General features: G+C 42.7%; 14 protein-coding genes. 4 read left to right on the forward strand and 10 right to left on the reverse strand.

Going from position 1 to position 13,249, the window contains the following annotated elements; genetic code table 11:
* Positions 1-49 precede the first annotated feature (49 nt).
* On the forward strand, positions 50-406 hold the full coding sequence (locus IS446_RS12980; protein ID WP_203057171.1) for a transposase: 357 nt from the start codon (positions 50-52) through the stop codon (positions 404-406).
* On the forward strand, positions 403-1,287 hold the full coding sequence (locus IS446_RS12985; protein WP_317192146.1) for an IS3 family transposase: 885 nt from the start codon (positions 403-405) through the stop codon (positions 1,285-1,287). The genes IS446_RS12980 and IS446_RS12985 overlap by 4 nt, the downstream gene beginning before the upstream one ends.
* 79 nt (positions 1,288-1,366) lie before the next feature.
* On the opposite strand, the gene IS446_RS12990 is transcribed toward IS446_RS12985, so the two are convergent.
* From IS446_RS12990 to IS446_RS13010, 5 genes are all read right to left on the reverse strand, one after another.
* Complete coding sequence (locus IS446_RS12990) at positions 1,367-2,623, reverse strand: hypothetical protein (protein WP_203061187.1); 1,257 nt, start codon at positions 2,621-2,623, stop codon at positions 1,367-1,369.
* Positions 2,620-3,777, reverse strand: coding sequence for a glycosyltransferase (locus IS446_RS12995; protein ID WP_203061188.1), 1,158 nt, complete (start codon positions 3,775-3,777; stop codon positions 2,620-2,622). Before IS446_RS12995 ends, IS446_RS12990 begins: the two co-directional genes overlap by 4 nt.
* A 617-nt stretch (positions 3,778-4,394) precedes the next feature.
* Positions 4,395-5,786: a dihydrolipoyl dehydrogenase gene (lpdA, locus tag IS446_RS13000; RefSeq protein ID WP_203061189.1), complete on the reverse strand. Its 1,392-nt coding sequence runs from the start codon at positions 5,784-5,786 to the stop codon at positions 4,395-4,397.
* Positions 5,787-6,056: 270 nt separating this feature from the next.
* Complete coding sequence (locus IS446_RS13005; RefSeq protein WP_203061190.1) at positions 6,057-6,470, reverse strand: type II toxin-antitoxin system VapC family toxin; 414 nt, start codon at positions 6,468-6,470, stop codon at positions 6,057-6,059.
* Positions 6,467-6,712: a DUF6364 family protein gene (locus IS446_RS13010; RefSeq protein ID WP_203061191.1), complete on the reverse strand. Its 246-nt coding sequence runs from the start codon at positions 6,710-6,712 to the stop codon at positions 6,467-6,469. The genes IS446_RS13005 and IS446_RS13010 overlap by 4 nt, the downstream gene beginning before the upstream one ends.
* 687 nt (positions 6,713-7,399) lie before the next feature.
* On the opposite strand from IS446_RS13010, the gene IS446_RS13015 reads away from it, so the two are divergent.
* Both IS446_RS13015 and IS446_RS13020 read left to right on the forward strand, forming a co-directional pair.
* On the forward strand, positions 7,400-7,780 hold the full coding sequence (locus tag IS446_RS13015; protein ID WP_203061192.1) for a four helix bundle protein: 381 nt from the start codon (positions 7,400-7,402) through the stop codon (positions 7,778-7,780).
* 31 nt (positions 7,781-7,811) lie between these two features.
* The gene (locus IS446_RS13020; RefSeq protein WP_203061193.1) at positions 7,812-8,171 is read left to right on the forward strand and encodes a four helix bundle protein; all 360 of its coding nucleotides are present in this window, start codon (positions 7,812-7,814) and stop codon (positions 8,169-8,171) included.
* A gap of 109 nt (positions 8,172-8,280) precedes the next feature.
* On the opposite strand, the gene lpdA (IS446_RS13025) is transcribed toward IS446_RS13020, so the two are convergent.
* The 5 genes from lpdA (IS446_RS13025) to IS446_RS13045 form a co-directional block, all read right to left on the reverse strand.
* Positions 8,281-9,687, reverse strand: a complete 1,407-nt coding sequence (gene lpdA / locus IS446_RS13025; protein WP_203061194.1) for a dihydrolipoyl dehydrogenase — start codon at positions 9,685-9,687, stop codon at positions 8,281-8,283.
* Positions 9,688-9,942: 255 nt separating this feature from the next.
* Positions 9,943-10,233, reverse strand: a complete 291-nt coding sequence (locus IS446_RS13030) for a type II toxin-antitoxin system RelE/ParE family toxin (RefSeq protein ID WP_203061195.1) — start codon at positions 10,231-10,233, stop codon at positions 9,943-9,945.
* Entirely contained in the window at positions 10,233-10,469 is a 237-nt protein-coding gene (locus IS446_RS13035; protein WP_235996502.1) for a hypothetical protein, read from the reverse strand. Before IS446_RS13035 ends, IS446_RS13030 begins: the two co-directional genes overlap by 1 nt.
* 138 nt (positions 10,470-10,607) lie before the next feature.
* The gene (locus IS446_RS13040; RefSeq protein WP_203061197.1) at positions 10,608-11,942 is read right to left on the reverse strand and encodes a flippase; all 1,335 of its coding nucleotides are present in this window, start codon (positions 11,940-11,942) and stop codon (positions 10,608-10,610) included.
* A 28-nt stretch (positions 11,943-11,970) separates the two neighbouring features.
* Entirely contained in the window at positions 11,971-12,909 is a 939-nt protein-coding gene (locus IS446_RS13045) for a nucleotide-diphospho-sugar transferase (protein WP_203061198.1), read from the reverse strand.
* Between the last annotated feature and the right edge of the window lie 340 nt (positions 12,910-13,249).

Consider the following 13,249-nt stretch of genomic DNA (forward strand, 5'->3'; position numbering starts at 1 on the left):
ACTGACTCCGCCTGATATAGGTTGCCTTTTTTCACAACCTTTTTAAACGATGAAAAAAGTAGCAACTAAGAGGACTTTTGATCTGGATCTGAAATTGGATCTGGTCAAGCAAATTGAATCTGGAAAAGTAGGCGTAAGTCAAGTGTCCAGGATTTATCAGGTAAGCCCTGCGGCCATTTATAAATGGTTACGGAAATATTCCGATCTTTATAAAAATCAAACCCGAGTCGTGGTGGAAAAGAAGAGTATTTCTCAAAAGAACAAAGAGCTTCAGCAGCGCATAGCGGAGTTGGAGCGTGCTTTAGGGCAAAAACAAATGCGGATCGACTACCTGGAGCAGGTGGTTGATGTGGCCTCTTCTGAACTAGGAGTGGATATTGAAAAAAAGTCCAAACGACGGTCATAGCGCGTTTTCGTGAGGACAAATCGTCGCATAGCTACAAGATGAACGATCTGTATGCTATGATAGGGATCACCAAACAGGCATTTTATAAGCGGTTAGCCCGTTCAAAAGCTCAGGAGGCTACCAAACGGTATGTCATAGCAATGGCTTCGGAGCTTCGAAAGGATCACACTAAAATGGGCTGTAGAAAGCTCTACGATGAGATCCGCCCCAAGGGAATGGGTAGAGATCGTGTGGAAGCATTGTTGCTTAATGAAGGCTTCAGGGTGCCCAGAAAACGCAGTTATCGCCGTACGACCTATGCTGGAGGATATCGATATGAAAATCTGTTATCGGGAAAGATGCTGAACGACAGACATCAGCTCTGGGTAAGCGATATCACTTATATCCCGGTAGGATATAAACAGTTTTACTATCTGACATTGATCCAGGATGTGTATTCAAAAGTGATCAAAGGCTGGTCCTTGTCCAAGACCATGGAGACGGAAGAAACGGTGCTTCCCAGCTTGAAAGATGCTTTAAAAGGTTTAAGTGAAAACGAGCGAAAGCAACTTGTTTTTCATTCTGATCGAGGCTCACAGTATGGAAGTAAGGAAATGAGAAGGCTATATGACATCTTTAAGATTAATCCGAGTATGGGAGGAAAAGCCTGGGAGAATGCTCATGCAGAATCTTTAAATGGTGTCTTAAAGAACGAGTACATCAACTTTGATAACATCAATATCAGTTTAACCCAGGCACGTTCATTAATGGATAAATGGATCTATCTTTACAATTATGAGCGCCCCCATGGTTCATTAAAAAACATGAAACCTATGGAATTTGAAAAACACCTTAAAAGCTTATCTGTAAAGCAAAGGGAAACATTAGAGATAAAATATTAACCCGAAATAGGGCAACCTTATTCAGGCATGCTCATACTCATTACTTGTTACTAGTTACTAGTTACCAGATACCTGTTACTTACACAATTTTCATCAAACACAAAGACCTTTCTCCGGTATGAACGGAATCAAAACAAACGATATCGCCTTTACGGTTCATCCTGGGGTGCAGGTCACAGGCCCAATGGGAATAAGGCACCGACTGAAATCTCTTGGGTGAATTCAGCGCGGCCAGTTTCGTGACGGTTCCCTTCTTCATATCCACCTTATAAAGGTTGGCAACCCTGAATTTATCGGGATAGGTATCTGTAATGAATTCATGGTCTGAGATAAAACTTTGATGCCCATCAGAATTCAGATCGGGGTAACCAACACGCCGGTAATTCTTAAAGGAAGGATCTTCAAACAAAACATGACTGTCAATATTCCCCAAACGGCAATATGCCACGATCTGATTCTTGTTATTCCATACATAGTGAGAAACCATTCCATTGGTAGGGGCTACATGGCATTCATCGGTTTTAAGGTTGAGTACGATCAAACTGGACCACCTTTTAGCGGTGTATTCGGGATCTACAGATCTGAACAAGAATGCCAGATAGGTCCCATTCGGAGAGAAAAGGGAATGCGTCACAAAAAAGGATTGCTCCCTGACACTTTCCGGCACGTGAGGTAGCTCGCTTAACGCTTTAATTGATCGATGCATACACACGGCTCCACTTTGAAGGTTCATGGTAAAGATGCCCGTCTTTTCAGGAGCATTTTCGTCAACATAAGCATAATGGTCCCGATACCGATAACCGTAACCCGGCATTAAGGCTTCGAGTCGGTCATAACTGAAAAAGGAAGCCAATGGGCCATCCGACATTACCGAATCTATGGGAAATGGAAAGCTTTTTTGTTCTAAAGAACGCGGACAATACATCCTGGAGACCACCCGCCCATCTTCCGCATCATTAAAAATGATCTTCTGATCTGAAGTCCACTGCGACCTGCATCCTTTATGATAATTCCATGCATAACTTTCGCCTATAACGTTAAATTCAGAAAAATCATTATCGCCATCAAAGAACCCTACCTGCAACGGGTCGTCGATCTCCGGCATACGCAGGGGGATCGTAAGTTTATTTGCTAAAAGCAACCGATCGTCTGGCGAAAAAGGAGACACATCATGGAAGCCGAAAAAGAATCCGGGTTTAACAGCTATTGAAGACCTTGACCAGTTACGCTTTCTGGGAAAAAGATCGAATAAGGATTGATATTGATTGCGGATAAAGATCTTTAGCCTTGGATCACTCTTTACAGCATCATAAACTACCTGTTCTAAAACATTCATGACACTAAAATTGGTTCTCGTTTTACGATCGAATTCCCTCCGTAATATTGAAATAATCGGTCTGACACTACTTCCCAGTCAAAAGATTCGATAAAATGTTTGCTAATACACATATCATCATAGCGTTTTACGAGCTCCAGTACCGCATGGCATAAGGCTTCAACATCAGGAGACGTTACGGATATACCTACCTGTTGATCCTTTACAAAACTGGCTATACCACAATCTGAAGCATAGATAATGGGCAACCCTTGAGACAAGGCTTCCAGGTAAGCGATCCCAAACAATTCGGCCTTGGATGGCAGTATAAAAGCATCGGCATTCCGATAGATATCAAGAAGCAGGTCCTTATCGTTTATTTGATCGAGGTAAGCTATGCACCTGTCCCCTTCGATCTTTCGCAAAAATCTTTTGTAATAGCTTTCATAGCCCACATTCATGCCACCAACGATCGTTAGATGCACATTAAGCAATCCTTTAGCCCTTAAGGTTTTGACCGCATCGATCACCAGGTTGATATTCTTTATGGGGACGATGCGCCCCACTAAGAGTAGACGGAAAGTAGCCCTTTTATTCAGGGTGCGTTTAGGCGTAATGCGGTGAATCCAATAATCATCCAGTCCGTTAGGAAGAATAATGCTCTTATCCCTTATTTGTTGGGCGATACGTTCCGGCAACATCGCAAACAAAGCATTCCTGCTTTGATGAGAAATAAAGATGACCTTCGTTGCCCGAAGTAGCACTTTGTGAATAAATGCCCTGCGCTGGATCATAAAACGATACTGTAAAGCGAAGTCGGTATGCCTCACAGAGACCACATAATCTACCCCGTATTTCTCATTGACCATATAGGCTAAAGCACCATCGCAAAACAAATTGTGTGCATGAATAAAATCTGTATTTTCCATGAGCTTCAGCCCTTCCAATTCCTTGAAACAACGTTGAAGCTTCTTCCGGTAATGGTATTTATGAAACCGGGAAATGATCTTTCTAAAATACAACGCCCCGCGCTGTAACAGCACCTCATTGCCGGGCTCCCGGTTATATTTTATGGGGATAAACACCGATTGATCGCATCGCTTATCCAATTTTTTGTAAAGCACACCATACAGCTTATTATCTATATAGTAGGAGTTCAGGTGAAGGATCTTCATATCATCCAATTATTATTTAGTTAGCGTTCAGGCCTGCAAAGCGATCAGGACAAGCTATGGAAACGCTGTTAACATGAAGAGTGTCAAAGCGTATGATCGCAAAAGGCCATGATGATTCAATTGCCAAAATTCAATAAAAGGGGGTTTAAAGCCTGTATGTAAAACGCCGGGGTTACGGCGTGGGGGAATAAAGGTGTTCATCAGCCCGGGGCGCACACCAAGAAACGAAACTCCCATCGATCATGAACATTGCCTTTTCGCCTTGGTTACATCAAAAATCCGCTTTCCGGAGATGATCTCATACACAACACCGGCCCATTTCTGTTTTGCTCCTGATCTATAAATAAATGGCTTATTTATATGATTTCTCTTATATAATAAGCTATTATTTATCTACTAATCAAGAAATTAAATCCTTACACGTACAGGAATATGCCAGTGTTTGTATGAATTTATAGCAAATAACGAATATTAATTAGTATGAGTAGCAGGTTATAGACCAAATCAACACCTAATTCGCTGATTTGCAATTTAGTAGTTTGACGCGGTGTTGTAACAAAAAAACCACCCTCCCGTTGCCGGAAGGATGGTTTCTATATATTAAGTTATAGTCTGTCTTACAGGTGGATCACCTCATCGTAAGCAGCAGCAACGGCTTCCATTACCGCCTCACTCATGGTTGGGTGAGGGTGAACCGCTTTCAGGATCTCATGTCCGGTAGTTTCCAGTTTTCTGGCCACTACGGCCTCAGCGATCATGTCGGTAACACCGGCACCGATCATATGACATCCGAGCCACTCACCGTATTTAGCGTCAAAGATCACTTTCACGAATCCATCAGCATTACCACCGGCTTTCGCCTTACCACTGGCAGAGAACGGGAACTTACCGATCTTAAGCTCATATCCGGCTTCTCTTGCCGCTTTCTCGGTATACCCTACAGAAGCGATCTCAGGCAAGGCATAGGTACATCCGGGGATGTTGTTATAGTCGATAGGCTCTACGTGCATACCTGCGATCTTCTCCACACAAAGGATCCCTTCGGCAGAAGCAACGTGCGCCAGCGCCTGACCAGGAGTTACATCACCGATAGCGTAGTATCCCGGGATGTTTGTCTGATAGTAATCGTTTACCAGGATCTTATCTCTGTCGGTAGCAATACCCACATCTTCGAGTCCGATACCTTCGATATTGGTCTTAATACCTACAGCACTAAGAACGATATCGGCTTCCAGTTCCTTTTCACCTTTAGGAGTTTTAACGGTAGCTTTTACTCCTGCTCCGGAGGTATCTACCTTAGTCACCTCAGAAGAGGTCATTACTTTGATCCCTGATTTCTTGAAGGAACGCTCCATTTGCTTAGAGATCTCCTCATCTTCAACAGGCACCACATTAGGCATGAATTCTACTACGGTTACTTCAGTCCCCATAGAGTTATAGAAGTAAGCGAACTCCATTCCGATGGCTCCACTACCTACTACGATCATTTTCTTTGGTTGCTCCGGAAGGGTCATCGCCTCTCGGTATCCGATCACCTTCTTACCATCTTGTGGAAGGCTTGGAAGTACGCGTGAACGTGCTCCGGTAGCGATCACGATATGATCGGCGCTGTACTCGGTAGTCTTTCCGTCTGCACCTTTTACGTCGATCTTCTTACCAGGCTTCAGTTTCCCGAATCCTTCAAGAACGTCGATCTTATTCTTTTTCATAAGGAATTTCACCCCGTTGCTCATGCCTTCAGCAACACCACGGCTACGCTTAACTACCTTACCGAAATCCTTATCATATTCCTTAACGCTAAGCCCGTAATCGTCGGCATGCTTAAGGTATTCAAATACCTGGGCCGATTTTAGCAGTGCTTTAGTGGGAATACATCCCCAGTTTAAACAAACGCCTCCGAGGCTTTCTTTCTCTACCACAGCGGTCTTGAATCCCAGTTGTGACGCCCTGATGGCAGTTACATATCCTCCGGGTCCACTTCCTAAAACGATTACGTCATATTTACTCATATCGCGAAATTTAATATCGGTTTTTTTGCGGGTACGAATTTAGTGATTATTTGGGGAAGATACTAAGGGAGGGGATTATGAATTGTGGATTGTGGATTGTGAATTGTGATTTATGAATTGTGAATTGTGAATTGTGGATTGTGGATTGTGGATTGTGGATTGTGAATTGTGGATTGTGAATTATGAATTGTGAATTGTGAATTGTGAATGGTTAATGCTGAATTGGGGATTGCATTTTCAGGGTGAAAGACTGAAGATGATGAAAGGGGATCATTCTCTGGCTAAAAATTCTTTTGATGTTAAAACAGGGATCATTGAACCTTTAAAATCCTTTTTATTTCGGGTTATGATCACTTCAATATCATTTTCTATGGCTGAATAGTATTGCAGGCCATCTTCGAAATCTTTAAAATTAGCATCACTTAAGGCCAGTTCAATTATTTTGTCATTAAGATCTAAGATCTCCACAAGAACTTTGAATTTCCTTAAGATCTGGCGTGATGACTTAACTGAAGTTAGTTTGGTCAGAATGTAATTCGTATTCGCAAAGGTCAAAGAAGAAATGGTGAGGGTTATCCTGTTTTCATCTGCCAGCGTAAATAAGGTTGCAGCATCTTTATAGTAAGGCTCTCTTTTTGCTAATAAGTCGATAATAATATTAGTATCGATCAGGATACGACTCATTTATATTTTTCTATTAGGTAATCAGTATACGCTTCATTCTCGTCAAAATCTTTATCCATGGTAATAACTCCACTCAAACTTTTAACCAAGGGCGATATCTCATCTTTGGGCGAAGATGGTTTGGTGAGCGATGCTAAATATGATTCGATCAGCTTAGAAAGACTTATGTTATTCGCTTTAGCATAAGACTTAGCCTTTTCTATTATTGATCTATCCAGACTTAATGTGAGTTTCTTATCCATATGTATTTTATACGTGTAAATATAAAATAATTATACGTAAAATAAAAGGGAGAGTTCTGGTATACTTCCTTTAAACTTTTTTCTTATTAATTATTATTCAACATCCCTATACCCCACAATATCGCGGCAGCATTCACATTTGGTGCATTCACATACGTCACACGGACAATCATATTTGCTGCAATCGCCACAGTTACACTTGGTGCAATCACAATCGGTACACATACACTGACTCATAATAACGGATTTTAAACAAAGCAGAACGCATGGCAGGGAAGATTAATAAAGATACGGATCTTGGAAAGATTAAGCAACGGAGGATGAATCAATTATAGATTATAAATGATAGATTATAGATGATAGATTATAAATGAGCTGGGAATGATGAATGATGAATGATGAATGATGAATGATGAATGATGAATGATGAATGATGAATGATGAATGATGAATGGTGAATGATGAATCGTAAAATCGTAAAATCGTAAAGTCGTAAAGTCGCGATATTGGGAAAAGCTAACCCACTTACAGGTCAAATTGCCTACCCGTTTACCGGGCTACCGGCCTACCTAATCCCCACAAAAACCTAGGGCACAAAGTCTTAGATGAAATTTTTCCTACAGAAATTCTTGTTTAATGTAGAATATATACTATTTTTAGTAGCTCGTTTAACCAATAATCCATCATATGGCAAACTTCAACAACTACAAAGAACTCCCCCTTTGGACTTCAAGTCTTGACCTGATGCAATCGGTTTACAGACTATTAGCCATACTCCCCTCCCCCGAAGAATTCCACCTGGCAGATCTCATCAAAAAAACGGTGGTAGAAGTCCCGGCACACATTGCCAAAGGCGCTAAAAAAGCTAAAAACGAAGCCGAATTCGCCGAATACCTCGATCAGGCCAATTCCTACCTCTTCGCGCTCAAAGCCCAACTCAACATCCTTTCTGACCTCGGACTCGAAACTCCTAAGAACATTATCAAAAACCAGATCAAACCACTGCGGCTCGAGCTGCTCCTCACCAAGCGTATGTTGGAGAAGACGAGGTTTAATGATATCAGTTAAGGTAATAGGTGACATGTAATATGTAACAAGGATGATTCATACAGAACTTAGGGTCTGGAATAGAAGTGTTGACCTGGTAGAGGTGATCTATCAGGTTAGCAATTCTTTTCCTAAATCAGAAGAATATGGATTAACCGCTCAGATGAGAAGGTGTGCAATATCAATTCCTTCAAACATTGCGGAAGGTGCAGGTCGAAACAGTACCAAAGAATTTATCAGGTTTTTAAATATCTCAAATGGATCTTTAAACGAACTGGAGACACAATTGGTAATTGCAAAAAGACTAAAACTTATCGATAGCGATACGATCCTAAAAGATCATATCAATCCTATAAGAGGTATGCTTTTTAGGCTAAAAGCGACACTGCAACAAAAGAGTTCCAACTCTTAATTTATCCATTATCACCTATCACCTATTACTCATTACATGTTACCTTAAAAACAAAACCGCCCCCAAAATGGGAGCGACTTAATATTATTTACAGGTTTCTAAAGAAATCCTAGATATGCAACGCTCTATCATCCGTGGCTGCCAATGCTGCTTCCTTCACGGCTTCGGCATAGGTAGGGTGGGCGTGACTCATTCTTGAGATATCCTCGGCACTTGCGCGGAACTCCATAGCGGTTACCGCTTCAGCGATCAGGTCGGCCGTACGGGCACCGATCATGTGCACTCCTAGTACCTCATCGGTCTCGGCATCGGCGAGGATCTTAACGAATCCGTCGGTATCCATAGAGGCTCTTGAACGTCCAAGGGCACGCATCGGGAATTGTCCGCTCTTGTACTTCACTCCTGCTTCCTTCAGCTCTTCTTCAGTCTTCCCAACAGAAGCAACCTCCGGCCAGGTATATACCACTCCGGGAATCAGGTTATAATCGATATGCGGCTTTTGACCGGCCATGATCTCAGCAACCATAGTACCTTCCTCTTCCGCCTTATGGGCCAGCATGGCACCTTTAACCACGTCTCCGATAGCATAGATATTTTCTACGTTGGTCTGTAGGTGGTCATTCGTCTCTACTTGTCCGCGATCATTCACCTTCACTCCTGCAGCCTCGAGGTTGAGTCCGTCGGTATACGGACGACGCCCAACAGAAACGAGAACATAGTCTCCTTCGAGCACTACTTCTTTCCCTTTCTTATCATCGGCTTTCACGGTAACGGTATTTCCGTTGCGGGTTACTTCTTTCACCTTGTGAGAGGTATAGAACTTCATTCCGGCCTTCTTGAATACTTTGGTAAGCTCTTTAGAAAGGGCAGCATCCATGGTTGGAATAATGCGGTCCATATATTCAACGACAGACACCTTAGCACCCAGGCGACTGTATACCTGCCCGAGTTCGAGTCCGATAACCCCACCGCCGATCACGATCATATGCTCAGGGATCTCTTTCAGGGAAAGGGCTTCGGTAGACGTAATCACACGCTCCTTATCCAGTTCGATGAATGGAAGAGTCGACGGCTTGGAACCGGTTGCGATAATGGTTTTCTTCGCTTCGATCTGTTCTTTTTCTCCGTCCTCCTTGGTGATATCGATATGAGTAGCATCGGCGAAGGATCCGAGTCCGTGATACACATCAATCTTATTCTTATCCATGAGGAAGTTGATCCCTTTAGTGGTTTGTTCTACCACCCCATTCTTACGGGCGATCATCTTTTCAAGATTCACCTTCACCTCTCCGGGAATTTCGATCCCGTGCTCTTCGAAGTGTTTGATGGCATCTTCGTAATGGTGCGAAGAGTCTAATAAAGCTTTAGAAGGTATACACCCTACATTGAGGCAGGTACCTCCAAGGGTGTTGTATTTTTCGATAATGGCAGTCTTCATGCCCAGCTGTGCACAGCGAATGGCTGCAACATATCCACCGGGTCCGGAGCCTATAACGGCTACATCGTAGGTTTTCATATCAGGTATTTGAATCGATTTTCATTAGTTGATCTCAAAAGTACGAAAAGTTGGGGATTGGGGAAATGGGGAGTAAGGGATTATCAATTATAGATGATAGATTATCAATGGTGAATTATGAATTATGAATTGTGAATTATGAATTATGAATTGTGAATTGCGAATTGTGAATGGGTGAAGCATGCTGAAGGCAATAAGCTATATGCTGAAGGCTGCAGGTTAATAATTGTTAGTGGTGGATGGTGGATGATAAAATCAGCTTTTCTTTTTATCAGGGTCTTGCCAAGTGTTAAAAACAGAATAGACCACTATCCTATTCTCTAATATTTCGTAAATAATGATGAAGGGAAATCGCTTTATAACTGCTTCTCTATAGGGTTTTCGTCTTGAAGGAAAGTGTTCGGGATTTGCCGTGATCCTGGAAAAGTAAGAGTCTAAATCATCCAGAAATTCTTCTCCTAAGCCTTCTCGTTTATTTTCATAATACACGAAGGCCTCAACCACTTCCCGATTCGCCTCTTCTTTGATCTCGAGAAGATAACCCATTACTTTTTAGCATTACGGGCATTCTTCCTGACCTGGTCCCAGGTTAAAGATTCACTCTCGCCGGCCATATGAGAGGCCCTGCGCTCATCCATCATCTGATAATGAACTTCACCTAAAGCGACATCTTTCTCATCCGTCTGATAACTTTCTGCCAAGGCTTTGATCATCCTTAACAGTCTAATATCTGCTGAATTCACATAATCGATAACAATATCTCTTAGATCCATGGTGGCCATTTCAAACATTTACGGGTTCAAGTAAATATACAATTTAAACAGCATACTTGTATATGATGCTAAGAATCGAATGATACAATAAAGGCAACTATTTTATATCCCTCTCTTTTCCCGGTAGCCCATTTACCCTTTACCTTTTTACCTTCTCCCTACTACCCTCCCCACAATACTAACAAACGTGATCGCTTTAAGCATCCTGAAAAACGAAGGCCGTGTTTGAGGGAATATGGATGACGCTAATACGGCAGACACTGCCTGTGAAATAAGTGTAGCCCAGGCAGCCCCCAAAATACCCATGGTAGGGATCAACACCAGGTTAAGGCCCACATTAACCAGCATGCCCAAGGATACGAACACCAGGTGATAGCGTTGTAAGTTTTCATTGATCAGCCACTTACCATTGGCTACCCCCAAAAAGACAAAGAGCCCCGACCAGATATGAATATCGAGCACAGCAGCCGAGGGCAAGAAAGCCTCCCCGTACAAGAATACGATCCCCCATTCACTAAGGGATACTACCGGTAATACCACGGCAAGCCCCATGATCACCATCAGGTCATAGAGACGCTGTAAACGGGAATGGTAGAGGGACTCACTTTTCTCCCGGGCATTGACCAATGCCGGAAACAAGGAAGCACAAACGATCATGGGAATAAAATACCAGGCTTCACTCAAACGTGCCGCAGCGGCATATTGCCCTACCGATGCATTATCCATAAGCTCTTTGATCATCACCTGGTCGACCTTCATATAAATGGAGATCATGATCCCACTAAGGATCACCGGCCATGATTCCTTTACCAGCTCAAGACCGAGGGTACGCGATAATCGCCATTGGGAAACAGCGTAACCGGTTTTATGATAAGCCACGATAAGTCCGATGGTTACCAATACCACCTCAAAGGCAATGGCATAGACAAACCAAAGGAGGGGCGCCTCATAATAAATAAGTAAAAGCTTGATCCCTGAAGAGATCAACAGGGCGACCAGGCTTGATACAGCCACGTATTTGCTTTGTACCCGGCTGACAAAAAAGGAGTTGATCACCCCAAAACTATGCAGAAAGGATACCAGCCCCAGAATAATGATGATCTTATTGGTGATGGCTTCGTTATCGTTCAGGAGGATGGCCACCAGCAAGATGCTCATGATGATCACAGAGCCCAGGGTCTGCAATCCAAAGGCAGTACCGAGCAGGAGGTCGTTCTTATCCTTAGATTTAACCAGCTCCCTTACCAGGATATCCTTAAGGCCAAAAGACGAAAAAGCCACGAAGAGGGCGACAAAACTCTGGGCATAGCTCAGGATCCCAAAATCTTCAGGCCCCAGGTAGCGAGTCACCCAGATCCCCACGAGTAAGGCTACCAGCAGGCGCACGACCTTTTCCCCTGCCAGCCAGGAGGTATTGCTCAGATACCGTATAAATCCGGATTTATTACTTAAAAAGTTCAAATGTCTCAAAGAGGTCTTCATTAGCGTTCATTACAATAGATCGGAGCCGTTAATTGCGATGTAATTCAAAGATCTTCCGTGTTCTGGCTTCAACTACTCTGACCAAATGACCGGGTAATAATTTCTTATAAGCCGGCACCCAACCAAATATGTTTTCGAACAAATTCACATCGTATCTCGAATCAGGCATGGGATTTATGGGATGTGTTAAGGGAAAATCAAGCGCAATTGTCGATATTACTTTTCTATTTTTTCCATCTTTGGTATGAGTGGCATCATTGTCGTAACCCACGTAGTCTATCAGGTTGTATTTCGGCACCACAGAGAGTGCGTTATTCATATACACTTGAAGTGACCAGATATAATCCCAGGCATCCAGCTCATCATTATAAGAAACCGCTGCCTGATTGATCCAGTTAGCCACCAAGGCTTTCTCATTAACGTTCACACGTTTAAGGTATTCTGATTCTTCAAGAAAATAGGGCATTTTGGAGAGATGCATTTTCCATCGGTCTGCCCAGGTAGCCCATCCCCATGTATAGGCAAATTTGGAAAACGTATACGACCTTGGGTCATCTGGTTCCTGGTCCTCACCCAAGTTCGTGCCTCCGATATTCCAAATACGAAGGTCCTTACGGTACTTTGCTAATAATTCTTCAACGAACGGATAAAAACTATCATTGGGCACCGTATCGTCTTCCAGGATAATACCGCTTTCTTCATGCTCAAAAAACCACGTAATAGCCGTTTGCGGCCCATACTTACATCCCAGGTTCTGCTCACTGAAATTGGTATAGACCTCACACTCCCAGTCGATCGCCCCCAGCACATATTCGCGTACCCGTTCTACCTGCCCGATCTCATCTTCATCTCTGCCACCATCAGAAAACAGGTAAAGCTTCTTAGGCCGATAACGGGATACACTTGCTAAAACTTCACGTAATCCTTGTAACCGTTTATAGGTAATTAGTAGTACAGGAGACTTCATGAGAACACAGATTAATCATTACATATGCTTTTCAAGGTATTACAAAACCTAAGAGTCGCACAGAAATAACGACTAAACACCAGATTTTTAGGTGGTGATTTGTAAATGATTAATTATGGATGGTAGATTATGAATGATGTGGGATGTGGGATGTGGGATAACGAATGATAAATAAATTCAGGAGCTTAGATTTTATGTTTTACTAAACTCCCTTTAACCTATCACCTGTTACCTATTACTTGTTACCCTTTACCCCTTTACCCCTTTACCCCTTTACCTATTACTTATTACCTGTTACCTGTTACCCATTACCTGTTACCCATTACCTGTTACCCATTAC

The organism is Robertkochia sediminum, from assembly GCF_016786255.1.
Classification (GTDB): Bacteria; Bacteroidota; Bacteroidia; order Flavobacteriales; family Flavobacteriaceae; genus Robertkochia; species Robertkochia sediminum.

Bases quoted from the DNA above. Each gene is read 5' to 3' on its own strand.
- IS446_RS13010 (WP_203061191.1), bottom strand. From the start codon at position 6,712: ATGGATAAGAAACTCACATTAAGTCTGGATAGATCAATAATAGAAAAG.
- lpdA (WP_203061189.1), bottom strand. From the start codon at position 5,786: ATGAGTAAATATGACGTAATCGTTTTAGGAAGTGGACCCGGAGGATAT.
- IS446_RS13005 (WP_203061190.1), bottom strand. From the start codon at position 6,470: ATGAGTCGTATCCTGATCGATACTAATATTATTATCGACTTATTAGCA.
- IS446_RS13015 (WP_203061192.1), top strand. From the start codon at position 7,400: ATGGCAAACTTCAACAACTACAAAGAACTCCCCCTTTGGACTTCAAGT.
- IS446_RS13030 (WP_203061195.1), bottom strand. From the start codon at position 10,233: ATGGGTTATCTTCTCGAGATCAAAGAAGAGGCGAATCGGGAAGTGGTT.
- lpdA (WP_203061194.1), bottom strand. From the start codon at position 9,687: ATGAAAACCTACGATGTAGCCGTTATAGGCTCCGGACCCGGTGGATAT.
- IS446_RS12980 (WP_203057171.1), top strand. From the start codon at position 50: ATGAAAAAAGTAGCAACTAAGAGGACTTTTGATCTGGATCTGAAATTG.
- IS446_RS13040 (WP_203061197.1), bottom strand. From the start codon at position 11,942: ATGAAGACCTCTTTGAGACATTTGAACTTTTTAAGTAATAAATCCGGA.
- IS446_RS13045 (WP_203061198.1), bottom strand. From the start codon at position 12,909: ATGAAGTCTCCTGTACTACTAATTACCTATAAACGGTTACAAGGATTA.
- IS446_RS13020 (WP_203061193.1), top strand. From the start codon at position 7,812: ATGATTCATACAGAACTTAGGGTCTGGAATAGAAGTGTTGACCTGGTA.
- IS446_RS13035 (WP_235996502.1), bottom strand. From the start codon at position 10,469: ATGGCCACCATGGATCTAAGAGATATTGTTATCGATTATGTGAATTCA.
- IS446_RS12995 (WP_203061188.1), bottom strand. From the start codon at position 3,777: ATGAAGATCCTTCACCTGAACTCCTACTATATAGATAATAAGCTGTAT.
- IS446_RS12990 (WP_203061187.1), bottom strand. From the start codon at position 2,623: ATGAATGTTTTAGAACAGGTAGTTTATGATGCTGTAAAGAGTGATCCA.